This window comes from Zhihengliuella halotolerans, assembly GCF_004217565.1.
GTDB classification, from domain to species: Bacteria; Actinomycetota; Actinomycetes; order Actinomycetales; family Micrococcaceae; genus Zhihengliuella; species Zhihengliuella halotolerans.
The window spans coordinates 830,777-851,707 of sequence record NZ_SHLA01000001.1; the positions used below are offsets into that span (position 1 = coordinate 830,777).

22 protein-coding genes, 4 tRNA genes and 1 riboswitch are annotated in these 20,931 nt (G+C 71.1%); of the genes, 14 read left to right on the forward strand and 12 right to left on the reverse strand.

The genetic code is table 11. The annotated features are described in order from the left end of the window. Positions 1–47 precede the first annotated feature (47 nt). The 5 genes from EV380_RS03645 to msrB all read right to left on the reverse strand — a co-directional run bounded on the left by EV380_RS03645 (position 48) and on the right by msrB (position 4,732). Positions 48–1,121 carry an NAD(P)H-dependent flavin oxidoreductase gene (locus EV380_RS03645; protein WP_130449421.1) on the reverse strand — a complete coding sequence of 358 codons (1,074 nt, stop codon included), beginning with the start codon at positions 1,119–1,121 and terminating at the stop codon, positions 48–50. Positions 1,122–1,142: 21 nt separating this feature from the next. Next, entirely contained in the window at positions 1,143–2,369 is a 1,227-nt protein-coding gene (locus EV380_RS03650) for an HRDC domain-containing protein (protein WP_130449423.1), read from the reverse strand. Between the two features lie 58 nt (positions 2,370–2,427). Then, complete coding sequence (locus tag EV380_RS03655) at positions 2,428–3,063, reverse strand: DUF3000 domain-containing protein (protein ID WP_102158955.1); 636 nt, start codon at positions 3,061–3,063, stop codon at positions 2,428–2,430. Between the two features lie 102 nt (positions 3,064–3,165). Next, complete coding sequence (locus tag EV380_RS03660; protein ID WP_130449425.1) at positions 3,166–4,260, reverse strand: threonine aldolase family protein; 1,095 nt, start codon at positions 4,258–4,260, stop codon at positions 3,166–3,168. A gap of 25 nt (positions 4,261–4,285) precedes the next feature. Continuing rightward, positions 4,286–4,732 (reverse strand): peptide-methionine (R)-S-oxide reductase MsrB, encoded by a 447-nt coding sequence (gene msrB / locus EV380_RS03665; RefSeq protein WP_242607492.1) that lies wholly within the window; start codon positions 4,730–4,732, stop codon positions 4,286–4,288. A gap of 91 nt (positions 4,733–4,823) precedes the next feature. Here msrB and EV380_RS03670 point away from each other — a divergent pair, with 91 nt between their 5' ends. Both EV380_RS03670 and EV380_RS03675 read left to right on the forward strand, forming a co-directional pair. Further along, on the forward strand, positions 4,824–6,137 hold the full coding sequence (locus EV380_RS03670) for an alpha/beta hydrolase family protein (protein ID WP_130449429.1): 1,314 nt from the start codon (positions 4,824–4,826) through the stop codon (positions 6,135–6,137). 282 nt (positions 6,138–6,419) lie between these two features. After that, complete coding sequence (locus EV380_RS03675; RefSeq protein WP_130449431.1) at positions 6,420–7,151, forward strand: hypothetical protein; 732 nt, start codon at positions 6,420–6,422, stop codon at positions 7,149–7,151. Positions 7,152–7,187: 36 nt separating this feature from the next. On the opposite strand, the gene ybaK is transcribed toward EV380_RS03675, so the two are convergent. From ybaK to EV380_RS03690, 3 genes are read right to left on the reverse strand one after another with little or no spacing between them, the layout of a single operon-like run. Beyond that, positions 7,188–7,712, reverse strand: a complete 525-nt coding sequence (gene ybaK, locus EV380_RS03680) for a Cys-tRNA(Pro) deacylase (protein ID WP_130449433.1) — start codon at positions 7,710–7,712, stop codon at positions 7,188–7,190. A gap of 16 nt (positions 7,713–7,728) precedes the next feature. Then, the gene (locus EV380_RS03685) at positions 7,729–8,172 is read right to left on the reverse strand and encodes a SufE family protein (protein WP_242607493.1); all 444 of its coding nucleotides are present in this window, start codon (positions 8,170–8,172) and stop codon (positions 7,729–7,731) included. 3 nt (positions 8,173–8,175) lie between these two features. Then, complete coding sequence (locus EV380_RS03690; RefSeq protein WP_130449435.1) at positions 8,176–9,093, reverse strand: sulfurtransferase; 918 nt, start codon at positions 9,091–9,093, stop codon at positions 8,176–8,178. A gap of 194 nt (positions 9,094–9,287) precedes the next feature. On the opposite strand from EV380_RS03690, the gene zapE reads away from it, so the two are divergent. Beyond that, positions 9,288–10,328 (forward strand): cell division protein ZapE, encoded by a 1,041-nt coding sequence (zapE, locus tag EV380_RS03695; protein ID WP_130449437.1) that lies wholly within the window; start codon positions 9,288–9,290, stop codon positions 10,326–10,328. A 130-nt stretch (positions 10,329–10,458) separates the two neighbouring features. On the opposite strand, the gene EV380_RS03700 is transcribed toward zapE, so the two are convergent. From EV380_RS03700 to EV380_RS03715, 4 genes are all read right to left on the reverse strand, one after another. Next, positions 10,459–10,535, reverse strand: a tRNA-Gly gene (locus tag EV380_RS03700). Positions 10,536–10,597: 62 nt separating this feature from the next. Continuing rightward, positions 10,598–10,669, reverse strand: a tRNA-Val gene (locus tag EV380_RS03705). 27 nt (positions 10,670–10,696) lie between these two features. Then, a tRNA-Cys gene (locus EV380_RS03710) sits at positions 10,697–10,767 on the reverse strand. Between the two features lie 67 nt (positions 10,768–10,834). Further along, a tRNA-Gly gene (locus EV380_RS03715) sits at positions 10,835–10,908 on the reverse strand. Between the two features lie 243 nt (positions 10,909–11,151). Between EV380_RS03715 and EV380_RS03720 the strand changes: the two genes are divergently transcribed. The 11 genes from EV380_RS03720 to EV380_RS03770 all read left to right on the forward strand — a co-directional run bounded on the left by EV380_RS03720 (position 11,152) and on the right by EV380_RS03770 (position 20,863). Continuing rightward, positions 11,152–12,006, forward strand: coding sequence for a cytochrome (locus tag EV380_RS03720; RefSeq protein WP_130449439.1), 855 nt, complete (start codon positions 11,152–11,154; stop codon positions 12,004–12,006). A gap of 123 nt (positions 12,007–12,129) precedes the next feature. After that, entirely contained in the window at positions 12,130–12,705 is a 576-nt protein-coding gene (gene def, locus EV380_RS03725; protein ID WP_130449441.1) for a peptide deformylase, read from the forward strand. Continuing rightward, a complete protein-coding gene (gene fmt, locus EV380_RS03730; RefSeq protein WP_130449443.1) occupies positions 12,702–13,679 on the forward strand; it encodes a methionyl-tRNA formyltransferase in 978 nt (325 codons plus the stop codon). The genes def and fmt overlap by 4 nt, the downstream gene beginning before the upstream one ends. Next, positions 13,676–15,184 (forward strand): RsmB/NOP family class I SAM-dependent RNA methyltransferase, encoded by a 1,509-nt coding sequence (locus tag EV380_RS03735; RefSeq protein WP_130449445.1) that lies wholly within the window; start codon positions 13,676–13,678, stop codon positions 15,182–15,184. The genes fmt and EV380_RS03735 overlap by 4 nt, the downstream gene beginning before the upstream one ends. A gap of 36 nt (positions 15,185–15,220) precedes the next feature. Then, positions 15,221–15,895 (forward strand): ribulose-phosphate 3-epimerase, encoded by a 675-nt coding sequence (gene rpe / locus EV380_RS03740; protein WP_102158938.1) that lies wholly within the window; start codon positions 15,221–15,223, stop codon positions 15,893–15,895. A 17-nt stretch (positions 15,896–15,912) separates the two neighbouring features. Next, positions 15,913–16,071, forward strand: a riboswitch (FMN riboswitch). Positions 16,072–16,161: 90 nt separating this feature from the next. Next, positions 16,162–16,926 (forward strand): nicotinamide riboside transporter PnuC, encoded by a 765-nt coding sequence (gene pnuC / locus EV380_RS03745; RefSeq protein WP_130449447.1) that lies wholly within the window; start codon positions 16,162–16,164, stop codon positions 16,924–16,926. Further along, positions 16,916–18,034, forward strand: coding sequence for a bifunctional diaminohydroxyphosphoribosylaminopyrimidine deaminase/5-amino-6-(5-phosphoribosylamino)uracil reductase RibD (gene ribD, locus EV380_RS03750; protein WP_130449449.1), 1,119 nt, complete (start codon positions 16,916–16,918; stop codon positions 18,032–18,034). Before pnuC ends, ribD begins: the two co-directional genes overlap by 11 nt. A gap of 41 nt (positions 18,035–18,075) precedes the next feature. Further along, positions 18,076–18,708 (forward strand): riboflavin synthase, encoded by a 633-nt coding sequence (locus EV380_RS03755; protein WP_130449451.1) that lies wholly within the window; start codon positions 18,076–18,078, stop codon positions 18,706–18,708. Then, positions 18,705–19,991, forward strand: a complete 1,287-nt coding sequence (gene ribB / locus EV380_RS03760; RefSeq protein ID WP_130449453.1) for a 3,4-dihydroxy-2-butanone-4-phosphate synthase — start codon at positions 18,705–18,707, stop codon at positions 19,989–19,991. Before EV380_RS03755 ends, ribB begins: the two co-directional genes overlap by 4 nt. Before the next feature lie 15 nt (positions 19,992–20,006). Continuing rightward, positions 20,007–20,480 (forward strand): 6,7-dimethyl-8-ribityllumazine synthase, encoded by a 474-nt coding sequence (gene ribH, locus EV380_RS03765; protein WP_130449455.1) that lies wholly within the window; start codon positions 20,007–20,009, stop codon positions 20,478–20,480. 119 nt (positions 20,481–20,599) lie between these two features. Then, positions 20,600–20,863, forward strand: coding sequence for a phosphoribosyl-ATP diphosphatase (locus EV380_RS03770; RefSeq protein WP_102158932.1), 264 nt, complete (start codon positions 20,600–20,602; stop codon positions 20,861–20,863). Positions 20,864–20,931 lie beyond the last annotated feature (68 nt).

Consider the following 20,931-nt stretch of genomic DNA (forward strand, 5'->3'; position numbering starts at 1 on the left):
GAATCCTTTCGACGGACTGTCGCGATCGGTGTGACCTGAACCATATGTTACTTGTCGGTAATAACTGTGGCAATTGCGGGGTCGGTACCGCCGGCGAGCCACCGGGTGATCGCGGCCGCCGGAGCAGGCCGGGCTCCCGCATAGTTCGTCCCGGCCCACAGGTGCAGCCGCTCGGGATCGCCCGCGCTGGCCGCGGCGGCGCGCAGGGGGCGCGTCAGGTGATGCACGGCGGGGTAGGCGGAGGGGGCCGCGGAGCCGACCTCGAGCGCCAGCGTGTTGGCCAACCCGCGCGCCGTCCGGCCGGTGAAGGCGCGGGTCACGAGCGTGTCGCGCCCGGCGGTGGCCAGGGCGGCGGCGTGCGTCGCGTTTGTTCCGGCCTCGTCCGCGCGCAGGTACGCGGTTCCGGCCATCGCGGAGTCGGCGCCGAGCTCGAGCACCTCGCGCACCCGTCGGGGTGTGTCGATCCCTCCGGTTGCGGTGATGTGCGGCCGCCTGCGCGCCTCCGACAGGGCCGCGATCACGGCCGGCAGCAGGACCTCGAGGGGGCGGTCGTCGGGCGCCGCGGCCGCGTCGTGGGTCCCGCGGTGCCCGCCGGCCTCGGGTCCCTGCACACAGATGCCGTCGACGTCCAGCGCGACGGCGGCGCGGGCCTCACCCTCGTTCGTCACCGTGGCGACGGTCAGGGTGCCGAGTGCGCGCAGCCGGGCGACGTCGTCGTGCCCCGGCAGGCCGAACGTGAAGGAGACGAGCTCCGGCGGCGCCGGCAAGGCGCACAGGGCGTCGAGCTTGGCGCGGTAGTGATCGTCGTCGTCCCAGGGCAGGTCCGCGACGGCGGGCAGGCGCACGCCGCGGAGGTCTGCGTGCGGGACGAGGCGCTCGCGGTAGGCGGCGACGGCATCGACATCGGCGGCGGGCGGGCCGGGCACGAACAGGTTCACGCCCAGCGGGGCGTGCGTGAGCGCCCTGGCCGCGCGGACCGCGCCGAGCAGGCTCTCGGCGGTGAGGTAGCCGCCGGCGAGGAAACCGAGGCCCCCGGCGCCGGAGACGGCGGCCGCGAGCTCCGGAGTGGAGGGCCCGCCCGCCATGGGCGCCTGGATGATGCGCGGAACATTTTCGAGCATGGGGCCTCCTTGAGTTGGTGCCTACTTGCCCTGCGGCTCCGGGTCGAGGAACGCGACCGTGATGATGGGCGAGGTCAGCCGGACCTGCCACTCGCGTGCGCCGAGCTCGCGCAGGGCGGCGGCGATGGTGTCCGGGTCGATCGGCTGCGGCGGGTGCCAGGAGATGCGGCGCAGGAAGTCCGGCGTCAGCAGGTTCTCGAGCGGCATGTTCAGCTCCTCGGCCTTGCGCGTCAGGCGCGGCTTGGCCGTGTTCAGCCGGGCAGCCGCGTCCGGGTTCTTCTCAGCCCAGACGCGCGGTGGGGGCGGCGAGTTCGAGGACACCTGCATCGGCGGCAGATCCTCCGTGTTGCGGGCCGCGTTCAACGCCCGGATCCAGCGCGGCGCCTCCTTCGACGCGGCGCGGCCGTGGAAGCCGGGCGTGTTCAGCAGGGCGGGCACGGTCGCGGGCATGGTCTTGGCCGCGGCGACGATGGACTTGTCCGGGATGATGCGCCCGGGGGCGACGTCGCGGTTCTCGGCGAGGGATTCGCGCTCGTACCAGAGCTCGCGTGCGGCGGCCAGCTGCCGGCGGTCGCGCAGCCCGTGCAGCCCCGAGAGGCGCCGCCAGGGATCCTGGCGCGGGGCCGGGCTGCCCGCGAGGCGGATGGCCTCGAACTCCTCGAGGGCAAAGGAGAGCTTGCCGTCCGCCTCCAGCAGTTCGGCGAGCTCGGCGCGCAGGTCCACGAGGATCTCGACGTCGAGGGCCGCGTAGGTCAGCCACGGCTTGGGCAGCGGGCGCTTGGACCAGTCGGCGGCGGAGTGTTCCTTGGCCAGGGCCAGACCCAGCAGGGATTCGACGACGGCGCCCAGGCCCACGCGGGGCAGGCCCGCGATGCGGGCGGCCAGTTCGGTGTCGAAGAGCGCGTCCGGGTGCATGCCGACGTCGGCCAGGCACGGCAGGTCCTGGGTCGCGGCGTGCAGGATCCACTCGACGCCGCGCAAGGCCTCGTCGATCGGCTTGAGGTCCTCGAACGCCTCGGGGTCGATGAGCCACGTGCCCGCGCCCTCGCGCCTCACCTGCACGAGGAAGGCGCGCTGGCCGTAGCGGTAGCCCGAGGCCCGCTCGGCGTCCACGGCGGCGGGGCCGCTGCCGTTGGCGAGTGCTTCGGCGGCGCGGCGCAGCCCGGACTCGGTGTTGACGACGAGCGGCACGCCCTCCCGGGGCTCCGTCAGCGGGGTGGGAGGGGATGCTTGGCTGGTTTCCGTCATGATGGCCTCCAGTCTACGTGGGTCGGCCGCTGCGGGCCGAGGCGGTTCGGGACCGGGGTCAGGTCAGGCGGCGGCGCGGCAGGGCGGTCACGCCTTCTGGCAGTGGCGGCAGCCCGGCGAACGCGCAGACCATGTCGGCCCAGGCCTCGAGGTGGGCGGTCACGTCGGGGCCGGCCGGCGTCCAGGAGGCGCGCAGTTCGATGTCGATCGTCTCAGGCCGTTCGGCCAGGGTGCCGAAGCTCTCGGAGAGCACGCGCGTGGCCGTGCCTCCGGCGTTGGAGAACCGCGCGCGGTGCTCCTCGAGCGCATCCGAGAGCCAGGTCCAGGCGACCGTTCCGAGCATCTGGTCGTTGCCCATCTGGGCGTCGAGCTCGGCGCGGATATACGTCACGACCCGGAACCTCCCGTCCCAGACGGGTGAGCCGGCCGGGTCGTACAGCAGGATGAAACGGCCGGTCGCCAGCTCGGCGGCCTCCTCGCTGGGGGTGTGGAAGAACGTCGCGGCGGGACCGTGGGCGGGGCGTTGGGCGAGCGGCGTCTTCTCGACGACGTCGGCGGACAGGGCCACGCCGTAGGGCGCCAGTTTCGCCGGTGCCGGGATCTCCTCGAGGGCGACCTCCGACCGCGGCGCAGCACGGCGCAGCGCCGTCAGCGCCTGAACGAATTCCGGCGGCGCAGCCGCCAATTCCCCAATACTTGCCACGCCATCGATCCTAGGAGCGGGCTGGGAAAAGGCGGGGCAGACTCGCCGGGCGTGGCCAACTACGCTCCACACGGGGGTGGCGCGGTGCGGCACTCAGCCTCGGGAGACGGCGTGCGTGATCGCGTCGACGAAGGCGTCGACGTCGTCCGGGGTCGTGTCGAACGAGCACATCCAGCGGACCTCGCCGGCGGCCTCGTCCCAGTCGTAGAACTTGTACTGCTCGCGCACGGCGTCGGCGGCGGCCTTCGGCAGCCGGGCGAACACGGCGTTGGCCTGGGTCGGCTGGGTGAGAGTGACGGCGTCGAGCTGTTCGACGCCGGCGCGCAGCCGGGCGGCCATCGCGTTCGCGTGCCTGGCGGACTCCAGCCAGAGGTCGCCCCCGTAGAGCGCGACGAGCTGGGCGGAGATGAAGCGCATCTTGGAAGCCAGTTGCATGTTCATCTTGCGCAGGTACTTCATCGAGTCGAGCAGCGCGGCGTCCTCGGGGTTCAGCACGACGACGGCTTCGCCGAACATGATCCCGTTCTTGGTCCCGCCGAGCGAGAGGACGTCGATGCCGGCATCGCGCGTGAAGGCGCGCAGCGGCATTTCCAACGCGGCGGCCGCATTGGAGAGCCGGGCGCCGTCGGCGTGCACGCGCATGCCCTTGGCGTGGGCGTGCTCCGTGATCGCCCGCAGCTCCTCGACCGTGTAGAGCGTGCCCAGCTCGGTCGACTGGGTCAGCGACACGGCGAGGGGCTGGGCGCGGTGTTCGTCGCCGTATCCCCACGCCTCGCGGTCGATCAGCTCGGGCGTGAGCTTCCCGTCCGGGGTGGGCACGCTGAGCAGCTTCATGCCGCCCACGCGTTCGGGGGCGCCGTTCTCGTCGACGTTGATGTGCGCGGTTTGCGCGCAGACGACGGCGCCCCAGCGGGGGAGCAGCGACTGCAGGGCGGTCACGTTCGCGCCCGTGCCGTTGAAGACCGGGAACGCGACGGCCCCCGGGCCGAAGTGGTGCTCGACGACGTCGCCGAGGGCGCGCGTGTAGTCGTCCGTGCCGTAGGCGCCCTGATGCCCCTCGTTCGCCGCGGCCAGCGCCGTCAGGATCTGCGGGTGAACCCCCGAGTAGTTGTCGGAGGCGAAGGCGCGCGCGTCCGGGTCGTGCAGGCGCGCAGAGGAAACGGTGGGGTCTGTGTTGGGGTTGCTCACGGTGTTCAGCGTACCGACACCGCTGCTAGTGCGCCGACGCGCCGTCGTCGTCCGCAGCGGGACGCAGGGTGAGCGAGAGGGAATTGATGCAGAAGCGCTGATCGGTCGGCGTCGCGTACCCCTCGCCCTCGAAGAGGTGGCCGAGGTGGGAGTCGCATGCGGTGCAGCGCACCTCGATGCGGACCATGCCCATGGACTCGTCGCGGAGGTAGCGCACGCTGCCCTCGGCGAGCGGCGCGAAGAAGGCCGGCCAGCCGCAGTGCGCGTCGAACTTCTCACGGCTCGTGAAGAGCTCCGCGCCGCACGCGCGGCACGCGTAGACGCCTTCGGTGCGCGTGTCCCAGTACTCGCCCGTGAACGGGCGCTCGGTGCCCGCACGGCGCAGCACCTGGAACTCGGCGGGGGAGAGCTCGCGCTTCCACTCGTCGTCGGACTTGTTGATACGGGGCTCGGGAGCTGGAAGATCATTCACACCCCTTTCAACGCGTTGCAGCCCGCAGGGATTCCCACCGCACCGGCACTGCCTGCTTGGAGCGGGGCCGTGCGGTTGACATGATGGGGGCATGTCGCGACAGAAAGCCGTGCAGCAGTCGGAGACGGGCCGGGGCCGCTGGGCCGGGTCCGTCAAATGGGGCATCCTCGGGGCCGCGGCGGGCGCCGTCGCCGGTTCTCTCCTCGCCGGGGCGGTCTCGGGCCTGGCGGGCTACTTCGCCCGGCAGATCGTCACGCCGGCGCGCGAGCGGGCCGAGGACCTCGAGATCCTCGCCGTCGTGCCCTCGAATCTGCCCACGCACGGCCGCGCGGGTGCTTCCCACGGGCGGCACAGCGCGGCGGCCGCGGCCGTCGGCTGGGAGATCATCCTGCCCGCCCGCCCGGAGACCATCGTGCCCGGCACCTACTCCCTGTTCTTCGACGCGGGCCGCGGCCACGCGCGCATCGGCGACATCGTCTCCTTCGCGCCGGCCGACGGCACCGTCACCCGGCACGTCGAGCGCGTCTACGAGGGCGACCTGCCCTCCGCCGTGCGCGGCCGCTGGTCCGGCGTCGTCTACCCGACGCCCGAGGCGATGGGGTACGCGTACGACGACGTCGACGTGCCCGTGCCCGGCGGCGTCTCCCAGTCTTGGCTCGTGGCCGGGACGCACCGCCGCGACACGTGGGCCATCATGGTGCACGGCCGCGGGTCCAACCGGCTGGAGACAATCCGGTCGCTGCCCGTCGCCCAGCAGCTCGGCATGACGAGCCTGCTGCTCTCCTACCGCAACGACGGATTCGCTCCCGAGGCCGAAGATCAGCGTTACGGCCTCGGCAGCACCGAATGGCAGGACGTCGACGCCGCGATCGAGTACGCGCTCGCCGGCGGCGCGCAGGAGATCGTGCTGTTCGGCTGGTCCATGGGCGGCGCGATCTGCCTGCAGACCGTGGACCGCTCGCGCCACGCCCAGCTGATCACCGCGCTCGTGCTCGACGGCCCCGTCGTCGACTGGATCGACGTCCTCGCCCACCAGGCCCGCATCAACCGCATCCCCGAGTCCGTGGGGCGGCTCGGCCAGTGGCTCATCGCGAATCCGGCCGGCCGGCTCGTGACTGGGCTCGCCGCGCCCGTCGATCTGCGGGAACTGAACTGGGTCGACCGGGCCGACCACCTGCGCACGCCGACCCTCATCCTGCACAGCGAGGACGACGACTTCGTGCCCGTGGGACCGTCCGCGGCGCTCGCCGAGCTGAACCCGTCCCTCGTCACGTTCGAGCGCTTCACCCGCGCCCGGCACACGCACGAGTGGAACGTGGACCCTCAGCGCTGGGAGGACACCGTGCGCACGTGGCTCGGCGCTCGGCTCGACGCCCCGACCCCGGGGCGCACCGTCGGCGACTAGCCTCTGACCTGTAGGTCCGTCGGATGCCCAGTGGGTCAGCTTCTGCTTTGAGCCGTCTTCCAGTCCCGCTGAACCCGGCCTTCTCGCTTGGACCTCACCATCGCTACCGCGTCGTCGACCACGATGACGTTGGCGTAGTCAGGATTCGCTCGTGTCGACATCGTTACCGTCGTAGCCGTCAACTGTGCAGAAATGCGCTGTATGGTCTAAGAAACTGCACGTGGGAAGGAACCCATGCGTCGGCTGACCAGAAATACAGTGGTTCCCCTGTCTTGTGCACTGATGCTCGCAGTCACGGCGTGCAGCCCGGGAGACGGTCCCGGTCAAACCGGTCCGTCACCCGACCAATCGGTACAAGAAGCAACGTGGACGCTCGCCAACCCCAAGGGAGGGCCGTCGAACCTGGTGGTGGACATCGAGGCGTTTTCTAACTGGGAAGACAAGATCGACCTCGATGGAACGTCGAGCTCATATCGGGAAGAGAACTCGAAAGCCTACGCATGCGATCAGTTCTTCATGGCCAACGGCCTTCCGGGACAAGAGGATTTTGACCCGTCGCAGATTGATGGGTCGTATCTTCTTGAATGGATGAAGCCGAGGGTGCAGATGGCATGGTCGCTGAACCTCGATACGGCAAGCGCGCGGCACTACGATATCGCTGACTATCTCGTCGAATGTCTGACGTGGCCGACGGACGAACTCGAGAACGGGGCGCGAGAACGATTGACGTCAAAGCTCGGTTATCTTCGAGGAACATTACCCGTGCCGGGGATGCCGCCACTGGAGTATGAGCGCGTAACACGTCAGTCCGAGACCGTTGATTTCAACTCGACCTTCGGCCTGGATGTCTACGTTGTCGAGGTGCTGTCCGCCATCAATTCAGAGCCGGTCTACTATCAGAACGTCTTTGTCTTTCCCGGCGCCGACGATGTGAGGCTCGCTGCGATCTATGACGGCGACGAGCCGATTGACTGGGGCGGAAACCCGCCGGAAATCCTTGATGCGGAACGCTAAAACGCGTCCTCCGGGTGATCGAAGTGAGGGTGTTTCCTAGCCCAAGGCGAGATCCGCCGTCGTCCCGTCCGCGACGGCCAGCAGGTCAGCCGGGGCGAGTTCGATCTCGAGGCCTCGGCGCCCGCCGGAGACGAAGACGGTGTCCGCGTCCAACGCGGAGCCGTCCAGCACGAGCCGGTGGCGATGGCGCTGACCCAACGGGGAGATCCCGCCGACGACGTAGCCCGTGAGCCGCTCGGCAACCGCCGGGTCGGCCAGGGCCGCGCGCTTGGCGCCCAGCGCGGCCGCGGCCGCCTTCAGATCCAGCCGCGAGGACACGGGTACGACGGCGACCGCGTACTCCTCGGCCGCGACGCCGGCGGCGCGACGCACGGATTCGAGCCGCACCATCAGTGTCTTGAACACGCGCGCCGGTTCGACGCCGAGCGCCTGAGTCGCCTCCGCGCCGAAGGAGGTGGCCGAGGGGTCGTGCACGTACGTGTGCACGGCGAACGGAACCCCGGCCGCGGTCAGTTGGACCGCGGCCGGGGTGCCGTCGCTGTGGCGCTTATTCTTCGCCATGGAATCGCCGCGAGCGCTACGCCGCGAGCGCCTCGTTGATCTTGCGCTTGATGCGGCCGAGCATCGCCGTCATCCCGCGCATACGCAGGGGAGTGATCGCTCGGGTCAGCCCGAGCTGGTTCGGCATGTCGTCCGGCACCGCGAGGATCTCCGCCGCCGGCTTGCCGCTCAGGCCTTCGTGCAGCACCGACGCGAAACCGCGCGTCGTCGGCGCCTCCGCGGGGGCGGAGAAGTACAGGTCGACGGTCCGCGGCGCGTCCTCGCCGACCTCCACGGTCAGGAACAGCGGTGTCTGGCACTCGACGACCTGCTCGAGCAGCTCCGGGTGCTCGGCGAACCGCTCCGGCAGCTCCGGCAGGGCATCGGAGAACTCAAGCAGCAGCTCGAGCCGTTCGGGCTCGGAGATCGCGTTGAAGTCGTCGACGATCTCCGCGAGTTCGGCGGGAATCGCTTCGCTCACGGGCTACGCACCCGCCTTCGCGGACCCGGGCACCGGGCCGGGCTCGGTGCCCTTGATGATCGGCACGCGCACGGCATTGCCCCATTCGGTCCACGAGCCGTCGTAGTTGCGGACGTTCTCGAAGCCGAGCAGGTGCGCGAGCACGAACCACGTGTGGCTGGACCGCTCGCCGATGCGGCAGTACGCCACGACGTCGTCTCCCGGGGCGAGCCCCGCCTCGCCCAGGTAGATGTCCTCGAGGTCGCCGCGCTGCTTGAATGTACCGTCCTCCGCGGCCGCACGGGCCCAGGGCACCGAGGCCGCCGACGGGATGTGGCCGCCGCGCAGGGCGCCTTCCTCCGGGTAGGCGGGCATGTGCGTGCGCTCACCCGAGTACTCCTCGGGGGAGCGCACGTCGATGAGAGGGCCGTTGCCGAGGTGGGCGAGCACGTCGTCCTTGTAGGCGCGGATGAGCGTGTCGTCGCGCTCCACGACGGGATAGTCGGCTGGTTCGGGCTGCGGCTTCTCGCGAGTCAGCTCGCGGCCCTCGGCGATCCACTTGTCGCGGCCGCCGTCAAGCAGGCGCACGTCCTCGTGGCCGAAAAGCGTGAACACCCACAGGGCGTACGCAGCCCACCAGTTGGACTTGTCGCCGTAGATCACGACGGTGTCCTCGCGGCTGATGCCCTTCGCGCTCATCAGCTTCGCGAAGCCGGCGCCGTCGACGTAGTCGCGGGTGACTTCGTCGTTGAGCTCGGTGTGCCAGTCGACCTTCACGGCGCCGGGGATGTGCCCGGACTCGTAGAGCAGGATGTCCTCGTCGGACTCGACCACGACGAGGTTCTCGGCGCCGAGGTTCTCGGCCAGCCACTCGGTGGAGACGAGCCGCTCGGGGTGGGCGTAGGCGGAAAATTTCTCGTTGGCGTCAGCAGCAACGGGCATGGTGCACCTCGGTTCACGTGTAGACAACATGGATCTGGCTCCAGCCTACTGCCGCGAGCGGACGATGTCCGCCGTCGTCGTCATGGACGGACGCCCGGCCGGGCGGGACACGTACGTGCGCGCCGGTGCCGGCGCCGCGTAAAGTTGCCGTGGCGGCACCGACGCCGACGTTCCGACAGAAGGACCTTTCACCCGTGCCCACGATCGAACACCTGACAGAACGCACGCCGCACGTCTCACCCGAGGACCTGCTGGACGGGTTCAAACCGTCCTACCGGTTCGGCGACGTCTCGTTCGATTCCTACATTCCCGACCCGAACCAGCCGTCGCAGAGCGCGGCCGTGACGAAGCTGCGCGAGTTCGCCGAGTCGATGGCGCCGGCGGGCGGGGGATTCCTGGGCAAGCTGTTCGGGAAGTCGAAGAAGCCGGCCAAGGCGGGCCTCTACCTCGACGGCGGATTCGGCGTCGGCAAGACCCACCTGCTGGCCTCGCTCTGGCACGCCGCGCCGGGGCCGAAGGCGTTCGGCACGTTCGTCGAGTACACGAACCTCGTCGGCGCCCTCTCCTTCCGCAAGACGGTCGACGTGCTCAAGGAGTACCGACTGGTCTGCATCGACGAGTTCGAACTCGACGATCCGGGCGACACCGTCCTGATGTCCCGGCTGATGCGCGAGCTTTCCGACGCCGGCGTCCGGCTCGTCGCGACCTCCAACACTCTGCCGGGTTCGCTCGGCGACGGGCGGTTTGCGGCCTCGGACTTCAAGCGCGAGATCCAGGTGCTGGCCGACCAGTTCGACGTCGTCCGGGTCGACGGCGAGGACTACCGCCACCGGGGTCTGCCGGAGGCCCCGGCGGCCTTCGACGATGGGGTGATCGAGTCCTTCGCGGCTGAACGGTTCCCGGACAAGACCATCGCGGTCGACGACTTCGCCGCGCTGAGCGAGCACCTGCAGCGCGTGCACCCGAGCCGGTACCGGCAGCTCATCGACGGTATCGACGTCCTGGTGCTGCACAACGTCACCACCATCACCGAGCAGGCGCTTGCGCTGCGCTTCGTGGTACTCGCCGACCGCTTGTACGACCGCGACGTGCCGATCGTCGCCTCGGGTGCCCTGTTCAGCGACCTCTTCACCCCGGAGATGATGTCCGGCGGCTACATGAAGAAGTACTATCGCGCGGTCTCCCGCCTCACGGCCCTGGCGCGCAACGGACAGCTGGCCGAACCCGTCTCCTGAACCTCGGCACGACGACGACGCCCGTCTCCTTCTGGGGGCGGGCGTCGTCGTCCGGGCCAGCGGGTGGAGCGGTGCGCGGGACGCGGAGACGACAAAAGCCCCGGTCCGAAGACCGGGGCTTTCGTTTATCTGGAGCGGACAACGAGATTCGAACTCGCGACCTCCACCTTGGCAAGGTGGCGCTCTAGCCAGCTGAGCTATGTCCGCATAATCGCGGCGGGCCGTGGCCTGCTCTGCGATTCAGGAATCCTTAGAGAAGGATTCTCGAGTGGGCGATACTGGGATCGAACCAGTGACCTCTTCCGTGTCAGGGAAGCGCGCTACCGCTGCGCCAATCGCCCTTGTCAGGGTTGCAATCGCTGTATGCGAGGTGGGGACGGGATTCGAACCCGCGTAAACGGCTTTGCAGGCCGCTGCCTCGCCTCTCGGCCACCCCACCATGTCCGGGTCGGGATTCCGGGGAATCCTTTCCTAGAGCGGTCGTGAAGACCATACAGTGTATTGCGAGCGGACAACGAGATTCGAACTCGCGACCTCCACCTTGGCAAGGTGGCGCTCTAGCCAGCTGAGCTATGTCCGCATGTCAAGATCGCGACCTTTCCGGAGACTTTGTTCGTCGCCGTCCCGGCCGCTTTCCAACGAGTAAAAACTCTATACGAGTGGTTCGGGGGCGTGCAAATCGAAGCGTCCGTTTCGAGGCCTTCAGGACCCGCTTCCGGTGCCCACAAGGGCCATCGAGGCCCGGAATCACGGGGGAGAAGAAGTTCTGAAAAAAATTTCAGGCGGTCCCCCGGCGGCCGGGTTCCGTGCCAGAATCGGAGCCATGACAGCCCCGAGACTCGCCCAGCAGACAGAGCACGGCCGAATGTACGCACGGACGGTGGGCGGCGCGCTCGAAGTGCCCTCGATTACGACCGTCATCTCCCAGGCGGCCATCGACCTGACCGGGTGGGCGGGGCATATGGCGGCGACCGCCGTCGTGCAGGACGAGAAGCTCGCCGCGGCCGTGGGGCAGCCCGGGCGCCTCAAGGCGATCGCGCGCGAGGCCTCCCGCGCCGCGGAAGCGTTCCGGGACGCCGCCGCCGAGCGCGGCGACCGCGTGCACGCCTACTGCGAACAGCTCGCGCTGCGCGATCTGGACCGGGCGCACGAACTCGAGAAGAGCCGCGACGACCTGGCCGCGCACGGCGAGACGGCGTTTGCCGACCGCGTCGACGAGTGGTGGAAGCTCTACGCGGTGCGGCCGATCGCAGCCGAGGTCACCGTGTGGAACGCAACCGTCGGATACGCCGGCACGCTCGACCTGGTCGCCGAGATCGCCGGCCGGCCCTGCCTGATCGACTTCAAGACCAAGGGCACCACGCGCGACGGGCGGGCGAAGGCGCTCGACCCGAAGGTGGGCATGCAGCTTGTCGCCGGCTACAAGGCGGAGGAGCTGTGCACCGACGCCGAGGCGGGCACATGGGTGCCCTGGCCCTACGGGGGAGAGCTTCCGATGCTGCTCGGCGTCGCGATCGCGGAGACCGAGGTGGTGGTCCAGCAGGCCAGCCCCGAGACTCTGCCCACCCAGTGGCGCCGGTTCTGGGCGCTGCGCCAGGTGTGGGAGACCGGGCGCGACCTCGCCGCGGCCGGCCCCGCGCTTCGCCCCATCGGCCCGCCGGCAGCCGCGGGCGTCTAGACTGGACGGGCCCGGCGCAGAACCCCACCACAGAACCTTGGATGCCGCACGCCCGCGCCGGGCCCGCGACGAGAGTATGCGCCGCGGCCGAGCGGGCGTGACCGGCAGCCGAAGGAGCAGATCGTGGCCGTACTGCAGATCAGGATCGTCGGCGATCCCGTCCTGCGCTCGCCCGCCGAGGACGTCACCGAGTTCGGTCCCGGCCTGGCCCGCCTCGTGGCGGACATGCAGGAGACCATGCGCGACGTGCAGGGGGCCGGCCTCGCCGCGCCACAGGTCGGCGTCGGGCTGCGGGTGTTCACCTACGACATCGACGGGCACGCCGGCTACGTCGTGAACCCGCAGATCGAGGTCTCCGACGAGCGCCAGCCGCTGGGCTCCGAGGGCTGCCTCTCGGTGCCGGGGCTCGGCTATGAGACGGACCGCCCCGCGTGGGCCCGCGTGCGCGGCGTCGACGTGAACGGCAACCCGGTCGAGGTCGAAGGCACGGGCATGCTCGCGCGCTGCCTCCAGCACGAGTGCGACCACCTCGACGGCCGCCTCTACATCGACCGGCTCGCCGGTGAGCACCGGAAGGACGCGATGCGCCGGATTCGCGCGGCCGAGTTCGATCGCGTCACCGGCTCCACGGTCGCCTCCCGGGCTCAGCGCGTCGGCAGCGCCTTCGGCGGCGGCGCACAGGGCGGGGGCGCCCGATGAAGGTCCTCTTCGCCGGGACCCCGGCCGTCGCGGTCCCCTCGCTGCGCCGCCTCGTCGAGGACGGGTACGACGTCGTCGCCGTCCTCACCCGCGAGGATGCGCCGCTGGGGCGCAAGCGCGTCCTGACCCCCTCACCCGTCGCCGCCGCCGCAGCCGCGCTCGGCCTGGCCACGATCAAGGCCAACCGGATCACGCCCGAAGCCAAGGAGGCGATCGCCGCCGCCGGTGCCGACGTCGCCGCGATCGTCGCCTACGGCGGGATCATCCCCGCCGACGCGCTCGCGATCCCGGAGCACGGCTGGATCAACCTGCACTTCTCGCTGCTGCCCGCTTGGCGCGGTGCGGCTCCCGTCCAGCACGCCGTCATCGCCGGCGACGACGTCACGGGCGCGGCCACCTTCCAGCTCGAGGAGGGCCTCGACACCGGCCCCGTGCTCGGCCAGCTGACGCAGGGCATCGACCCCGCGACCACGAGCGGAGAGCTGCTCGAGGAGCTCTCCGTCTCCGGGGCCGTCCTGCTCTCACAGACCCTCGCGGGTGTCGATGCCGGCCGCATCGTGCCCGTGCCGCAGTCGGGCCCGGCCACGCACGCACCCAAGCTGAGCCTGGAGGACGGCCGGATTGACTGGGCGCAGCCCGCCCTCGCGATCCGCCGCCGGGTCAACGGCGTCACGCCCGAACCAGGTGCGTGGACGACCCTCGACGGAACCCGATTCAAGATCGGCCCCCTGCGCCGCGACGTGTGGAACGACTCCACGCGCGAGGCCACCCGCGCCCTCGCCGACGAACACCCGGAACTCGCCGCACTCGCGCCGGGGGCCGTGTTCGTGGCACCCGGCAAGCGGCCCCGGCCCTTCGTGGGCACGGGTTCGCACCCGATCGAACTCGAAACCGTCCAACCCGCGGGCAAGAAGATGATGCCCGCCACCGATTGGGCCCGCGGTGGCGCGGCTCGGGAAGCGAACTTCGCATGAGCCAGGAACACGGCGGCCGGCGCCGCAACGAGAAGGGCCGCGAGCGCAATCGCAGCGGAAACCGCAGCTTCAGCTCCGCGGCCCCGGCGGCGCGCAAGCGCAAGGCCGACCCGGCCCGGCTCGTCGCCTTCGAGGTGCTGCGCGCAGTCTCCGCGGACGACGCCTACGCCAACCTCGTGCTGCCGACCCGGCTGCGCCGGCACCAGCTCGACGCCCGCGACGCCGGCTTCGCGACCGAGCTCACCTACGGCGCCCTGCGCGGGCAGGGCCTGTACGACGCCGTCCTGTCCCGCTGCGTGGACCGCCCGCTGAAGCGCCTGGACGCGCCCGTGCTCGACGCGCTGCGCCTCGGCGCGCACCAGCTGCTCGCCATGCGCGTGCCGAACCACGCCGCCCTCGACGAGACGGTCGCCCTGACCCGCGCCGAGATCGGCGCCGGCGCCTCGGGCCTCGTCAACGCCGTGCTGCGCAAGGTCTCCGCCCGCAGCCTCGAGGAATGGACACGCGAGCTGACGGAATCCGTCACCGACGAGACCGCCCGCGCCGCGATCGCCCACAGCCACCCCGAGTGGATCGTGCGCGCCTTGCGCCAGGGCCTCGCCGCCCACGGCCGCGGCGTCGACGAGATCGAGGCGCTGCTCGCCGCCGACAACGCCCCGCCCGTCGTCAACCTCGTCGCCCTGCCCGGGCTCGGCGACGTCGAGGAGGTCCTCGCCCGCGGGGGCGCCGCCGGCACCCTCGCACCCGACTCCGTCCTGTACGACGGCGGCGACCCCTCGCGGATCGAGGCGGTGGCCGCCGGCACGGTCCGAGTGCAGGACGCGGGCTCGCAGCTCGTCGCCCGCGCGCTCGCCGCCGTCCCGCTGGTCGGGGAGGACTCCCGCTGGCTGGACCTGTGTGCCGGCCCCGGCGGCAAGGCGGCCCTCCTCGGCGCCTTGGCCGCCCAGCGGGGTGCCCGGCTCGAGGCCAACGAAGTCGCCCCGCACCGGTCGGCCCTCGTCGAGAATGCGCTGGCCGCCGTGCCGGGGCAGGCGTGGGACGTCGTCACGGGCGACGGCCGCCGCTATGGCCGGGAGGACGCGAAGTTCGACCGGATCATGCTCGACGCGCCCTGCTCGGGCCTCGGCGCGCTGCGCCGGCGCCCGGAGTCGCGGTGGCGCAAGGCGCCGGGCGACATCCCCGAGCTGACCGAGCTGCAGACCGACCTCTTCGACGCGGCCGTGGCCGCGCTGCGCCCCGGCGGAGTCCTGGCCTACGTGACGTGCTCGCCGCACCCGGCCGAGACGACCGCCGTCGTGCTGGACGCGCTGTCCCGGCACCCGAAGCTCAAGGCGCTGGACGCCGAAGCGGCGCTCGACGCCGTCGCGCTCGAGCCGACGGGTTCCGGGGCCTCCGTGCCGGGGCGGCGCGGCGAGCCCGTTCCCGGGGCGCGCACCGCCCAGCTCTGGCCGCACGTGCACGCGACGGACGCCATGTTCATGGCGATCTTCACGCTCGAACCATAGGCTGAGCACCACATCCGAGACACGCAAGGGATTTCAATGACCGACTGCCGCATCCATCCGAGCATCCTCTCGGCGGACTTCGCCAACCTCGAGGCGGAGTTGCGCCGCATCCACACGGCCGACGCCGTGCACGTGGACGTGATGGACAACCACTTCGTGCCGAACCTCACGCTCGGGCTGCCGATCGTGCAGCGCCTGCAACAGGTCTCGGATCTGCCGCTCGATGTGCACCTGATGATCGAGGACGTCGACCGCTGGGGTCCGGGCTTCGCTGAGGCCGGCGCGCAGTCGGTGACGTTTCACGCGGAGGCGTCCAACGCGCCCGTCAAGCTCGCCCGCGACCTGCGCTCCTCGGGGGCGCGCGCCGCGATGGCGCTGCGCCCGGCGACTCCGATCGAGCCCTACCTCGACATGCTGCCCGAGCTCGACATGGTCCTGATCATGACCGTCGAGCCCGGGTTCGGCGGTCAGTCGTTCCTCGACATCACGCTGCCGAAGATCCGCCGCACGCGCGCCGCGATCGAGGGCACCGGCCTGCCCATCGCGCTGCAGGTCGACGGCGGCATCTCCCGCGACACGATCCTGCGCGCGGCGGAGGCCGGCGCGGACGTCTTCGTGGCCGGGAGCGCGGTCTACGGGGCCGACGAACCCGCTGCGGCGATCGACACGCTGCGCAACGTGGTCACGGGCACGCACACGCCTGTGGTGTAATTCAAGACGTACAAATCAACGTGCTCCGGGGTCGGTGAAAGTCCGAACCGGCGGTGATAGTCCGCGACCCGGCCGTTTCGAGGCGTTCTCCTGACTCAGGAGAGCGTAGCGGATGGCCGGCTGAACCGGTGAAATTCCGGTACCGACAGTTAAAGTCTGGATGGGAGTAGCACGTACAGCCACGGCTCGGGCCGTCGCCTTTCGGCGTCGGAACCGCGGCCTACCTGTCGTACCCCCGGAGCCGCCGCAGCTTCGAAGGAGGAACGATGGACGCCCTGCGGTGGCTCATAGACATCTTCAACGCGTACCTGCCCGTCGGCGGTGGCGGCCTGCTCGTGCGCGAGGTCGTCGGAAACCTGTTCGGCCTGGCCAGCGCCCTCGGCGGCATGCGCCGCAACATCTGGGCCTGGCCCGTCGGCATCATTGGCAACGTGCTCCTGCTCACCGTCTTCCTCGGCGGTTACTTCTCCGACGCCGCGACCGCGACCCTGCTCGGCCAAGCCGGCCGCCAGATCATGTTCATCGCCGTGGCGGTCTACGGCTGGCGCCAGTGGCGCGCCGCGCGCGCCGAACGGATGCAGCACGACGACGGCGCCGTCGCCGGCCACGCGGTCACCCCCTCGTGGGCCTCGGGCCCGCAGCGGCTCGGGCTCGCAGTCGTCCTGCTGCTCGGAACCGTGGCCCTCACACCGGTCTTCACCGCACTCGGCTCCTACGAGCCCGTCTGGGCCGACGCCTGGACGTTCGTCGGCTCGCTCTTGGCGACCTACGGCATGGCCAAGGGGTGGGTCGAATTCTGGCTGGTGTGGGTCGCCGTCGACATCGTCGGGGTGCCCCTGCTCTTCTCCGCCGGGTATTACGCCTCCGCCTTCATGTACCTCTTCTACGGCGTCTTCACGCTCATCGGGTTCTTCGTCTGGTGGCGGGCGGAGAAGCAGGAGAAGCCGCGCATCGAGACCCGGCTGCCGGACCCGCGCCTGCAGGACAGCAGCGCCGCGTCGACGAGGAGCGGGGGCGGCGATGACCGGTAGCGGCCACAGCCTCAACTTCGACCTGCACGAGATCGGCGGGCGGGCGATCGCCGCGGCCCGGCTGGGCGTGCGCGGCGCGAACCCGATCGTCGGCGCCATCGTCGTCGACGCCGCCGGGCGGATCCTCGCCGTCGGGCATCACCGCGGGGCGGGCACCGCTCATGCGGAGGCCGACGCGCTCGCCCAGCTGCGGGCGGATCTCGACTCGGGGCGCATCGATATCAGGGACGGCAACGGGCCAGCCGACTGGACGATGGTCGTCACGCTCGAGCCGTGCAACCACACCGGCCGGACCGGGCCCTGCACTCACGCGATCCGCGACGCCGGCATCGGCACGATCGTCTACGGCGCCCAGGACGAGACCGGCGAAGCCGCCGGCGGGGCCGCGTGGCTCGCCGCACAGGGCCGCCGCGTGATCGCCGGCTCCGACGTCGACCCGGCGTGGGCCGCGGCCGCCCGCCGCGCCAACCACCGCTGGTTCGCCGCTCGCGCCGCCGGGCGCCCCTTCACCTCCCTGCACCTGGCGCAGACACTCGACGGGCGGATCGCCGCCCCCGACGGGACGAGTCAGTGGATCACCGGCCCGGCCTCGCGGCACCACAGCCACGGGGTGCGCGCCCGCGCGGACGCCATTTTGGCCGGCACCGGCACGATCCTCGCCGACGACCCGCGGCTGACCGCCCGGCTCGCCGACGGCACCGACGCGCACCGCCAGCCGCTGCGCGTGGTGATGGGGCACCGGGACGTGCCGGCCGACGCCGCCGTGATCGGCGACGGGCGCTTCCTGCACGTGCGCACCCGGGACCCCCGCGAGGCGCTGCGCGAGCTCGCCTCGGTGGGCGTCGCGCACGCGATGATCGAGGGCGGCGCCGCGATCGCCGGCGCCTTCCTGGCGGCCGACCTCATCGACGAGATCTGGCTCTACCAGGCGCCGATGGTGCTGGGGGGCGGCCGCGCCGTCGTCGTCGACCTCGGCATCGAGACGCTCGCTTCGGCCAAGCGCTTCGAATACGACGACGTCGGCGAGGGTGCCGTGCAGCGGTGCGGGGACGACGTTGTCCTCCATCTCGGCCCGGCCCCGGCGGAGCCGGCGCAACCGAAGAATTGACACGCCCCGACCGGGCGCAGAGACAACGTAAGGACAAGAGCATGTTCACCGGAATCATCACGGGCAAGGGTCGCGTCGAAGCGGTCACCGAGAAGCCGCAGGCCGGCACCGTCGTGCTGAGGATCGCCGCGCCCGGCCACGTCGAGGGCCTGGCGCTCGGCGGGTCGATCGCCGTCAACGGCGTGTGCCTCTCCGCCACCGCGATCGACGGCGAGTCGATCGACCTCGACGTCATCGGCGAGACGCTCGAGCACACGACGACGGGCGGCCTCGCGGCCGGCGACGAGGTCAACCTCGAACGCTGCCTGCCCGCGCACGGCCGACTCGACGGGCACATCGTGCAGGGCCACGTCGACGGCGTCGGCCGGCTGCTCGAGCGCGCCGACGAGGGGGAGTGGGAGCGGCTGCGCTTCTCCGTCCCGCGGCCGCTGAGCCGCTACGTCGCCCGCAAGGGATCGATCGCGATCGACGGGGTCTCGTTGACGGTGACCGCCGTGTCCGCGCCCGAGGAGGCGGGGCAGTGGTTCGAGGTCGGCCTCATCCCGACGACGCTGCGCGAGACCGTCCTGGGCGATCGTGCCACCGGGGACCGCGTGAACCTCGAGGTCGACGTGATCGCCAAGTACGCCGAGCGGCTGACCGCGTTCGCCCGCACCTCCGGGACCGACGCGTGAGCGCCGGCATCGTGCTCGACGACATCGAGGCGGCCGTCGCGGCGATCGCGGCGGGCCGGCCCGTCGTCGTCGTCGACGACGAGGACCGCGAGAACGAGGGCGACATCGTCTTCGCCGCCGAGGCGGCCACGCCCGAGCTCGTGGGCTGGACCGTGCGCTACTCCTCGGGCGTTCTCTGCGTGCCGCTCTCGGGGGAGCGCGCCGACGCCCTGGGTCTTCCGCCGATGGTCGAGCACAACGAGGACGCCAAGGGCACCGCCTACACCGTCTCGTGCGACGCCGCCGTGGGCGTGGACACCGGTATCAGCGCCGCCGACCGCGCGCTGACCGCCCGGCTGCTCGCGGACCCCGCGGCCACCGCCGGGGACTTCACCCGGCCCGGGCACATGTTTCCGCTGCGCGCCGTCGACGGCGGCGTGCTCGCCCGCCGCGGCCACACCGAGGCCTCGATCGACCTCTGCCGGCTCGCGGGCACCCAGCCGGCCGGCGTCATCGCCGAGGTCGTGCACGACGACGGCACGATGATGCGCCTGCCCGCGCTGCGGGAGTTCGCCGACGCCTGGGACGTGCCCCTGGTGAGCATCGAGGACCTGGCCGCGCACCTCTCCACGGCGGGCGACGTCGTCGTGCCCGAGGTTCCGGAGCCGGCGCCGGGCCGGGCCCAGCGTGCCGACGACGCCGTCTCGGCGGGGCCGGAGGTCCAGGTGCCGACCCCGCACGGCACGTTCGCGGTGCAGGTCTGGACCGACCCGGCCACGGGCGACGAGCACTTCACCCTCTCGCACCCCGGCCCCGCCGACGGCGCGCAGGCCCCGCTCGTCCGCCTGCACTCCGAGTGCCTGACGGGCGACGTGTTCGGCTCCTACCGCTGCGACTGCGGCGAGCAGCTCGACACCGCGCTGGCGCGAGTCGCCGCCGAGGGCGGGACGGTCGTCTACCTGCGCGGGCATGAGGGCCGCGGCATCGGACTCGCCAACAAGATCCGGGCCTACGCCCTGCAGGACGCCGGCGCCGACACCGTGGAGGCCAACGAGCAGCTCGGCCTGCCCGTCGACGCCCGCAACTACGACGCGGCGGTCGGCATCCTGTGCGCGCTCGGGCTGACGCGGATCCGCCTGCTGACCAACAACCCCGTCAAGACGAGCTGGCTGCACGAGGCCGGCATCGAGGTGGTCGAGACGGTGCGCGCGCTCATCCCGGCCCGCCCGGAGAACTCGCGCTACCTCCAAACCAAGCGCGAGCGCATGCACCACAGCTTCGACACCACGACCTTCGACATCTAGGAGAAGAGGAACATCATGGCAGGACACGGAGCGCCGCAGACCGGCGCCGAAGAACTCGCAGCCGCCGCCGGGCTCAAAGTCGCGATCGTCGCGGCCAGCTGGCACACGGTGGTGATGGACGGGCTGCTCGCCGGGGCGGAGCGCGCGGTCGCCGACGCCCGCGCCGAGGCGACCGTGGTGCGGGTGCCGGGCACCTTCGAGCTACCCGTCGCGGCCGCGCGGCTCGCGGGCGACTACGACGCCGTCGTCGCGCTCGGCGTCGTCATCCGCGGCGGCACGCCGCACTTCGAGTACGTCTGCCAGGGCGCGACGGCGGGTCTCACCGACGTCTCGGTCCGGACCGGGGTGCCCGTCGGCTTCGGCGTGCTGACTTGTGACGACGAGCAGCAGGCCCTGGATCGGGCCGGGCTCGAGGGCTCGAGTGAGGACAAGGGCTACGAGGCGACCGCGGCGGCCCTGCAGACCGCCGCCGTGCTCGCGGCGCTCTGACTCCGACCGCCGCGGGGGCCGAGGACCGCCGCCGTCTCGCGATCGCGGCGGGCCTTGTCGTTCGTCACATACGACGGCGCCGTGCCCGAGGCTCCGATCCGAACCGTTAGGCTGGAAACGTGAAAACCTTCGACACCCTCTTCGCCGAACTGGCAGAAAAAGCGGAGCAGCGCCCTGCCGGCTCCCGGACTGTGACCGAACTCGATTCGGGTGTCCACGGCATCGGCAAGAAGATCGTCGAGGAGGCCGCGGAAGTCTGGATGGCCGCCGAGTACGAGTCCGACGCGGAAGCGGCCGAGGAGATCTCGCAGCTGCTCTACCACCTGCAGGTCCTGATGCTGGCCAAGGGACTGTCGCTGGCGGACGTGTACAAGCATTTGTAGCCGCCGGCCGGTTTCGGCCCGGCGGCACGTTTGGCACAAAACACCGTCCGTTCACCAGAGACCACACC

Excerpts from the sequence above, each read along its gene's own strand:
- EV380_RS03645 (WP_130449421.1), bottom strand. The coding sequence starts at position 1,121 with ATGCTCGAAAATGTTCCGCGCATCATCCAGGCGCCCATGGCGGGCGGG.
- EV380_RS03650 (WP_130449423.1), bottom strand. The coding sequence starts at position 2,369 with ATGACGGAAACCAGCCAAGCATCCCCTCCCACCCCGCTGACGGAGCCC.
- EV380_RS03670 (WP_130449429.1), top strand. The coding sequence starts at position 4,824 with ATGTCGCGACAGAAAGCCGTGCAGCAGTCGGAGACGGGCCGGGGCCGC.
- EV380_RS03675 (WP_130449431.1), top strand. The coding sequence starts at position 6,420 with ATGCTCGCAGTCACGGCGTGCAGCCCGGGAGACGGTCCCGGTCAAACC.
- ybaK (WP_130449433.1), bottom strand. The coding sequence starts at position 7,712 with ATGGCGAAGAATAAGCGCCACAGCGACGGCACCCCGGCCGCGGTCCAA.
- EV380_RS03690 (WP_130449435.1), bottom strand. The coding sequence starts at position 9,093 with ATGCCCGTTGCTGCTGACGCCAACGAGAAATTTTCCGCCTACGCCCAC.
- EV380_RS03720 (WP_130449439.1), top strand. The coding sequence starts at position 11,152 with ATGACAGCCCCGAGACTCGCCCAGCAGACAGAGCACGGCCGAATGTAC.
- fmt (WP_130449443.1), top strand. The coding sequence starts at position 12,702 with ATGAAGGTCCTCTTCGCCGGGACCCCGGCCGTCGCGGTCCCCTCGCTG.
- EV380_RS03735 (WP_130449445.1), top strand. The coding sequence starts at position 13,676 with ATGAGCCAGGAACACGGCGGCCGGCGCCGCAACGAGAAGGGCCGCGAG.
- rpe (WP_102158938.1), top strand. The coding sequence starts at position 15,221 with ATGACCGACTGCCGCATCCATCCGAGCATCCTCTCGGCGGACTTCGCC.
- pnuC (WP_130449447.1), top strand. The coding sequence starts at position 16,162 with ATGGACGCCCTGCGGTGGCTCATAGACATCTTCAACGCGTACCTGCCC.
- ribD (WP_130449449.1), top strand. The coding sequence starts at position 16,916 with ATGACCGGTAGCGGCCACAGCCTCAACTTCGACCTGCACGAGATCGGC.
- EV380_RS03755 (WP_130449451.1), top strand. The coding sequence starts at position 18,076 with ATGTTCACCGGAATCATCACGGGCAAGGGTCGCGTCGAAGCGGTCACC.
- ribH (WP_130449455.1), top strand. The coding sequence starts at position 20,007 with ATGGCAGGACACGGAGCGCCGCAGACCGGCGCCGAAGAACTCGCAGCC.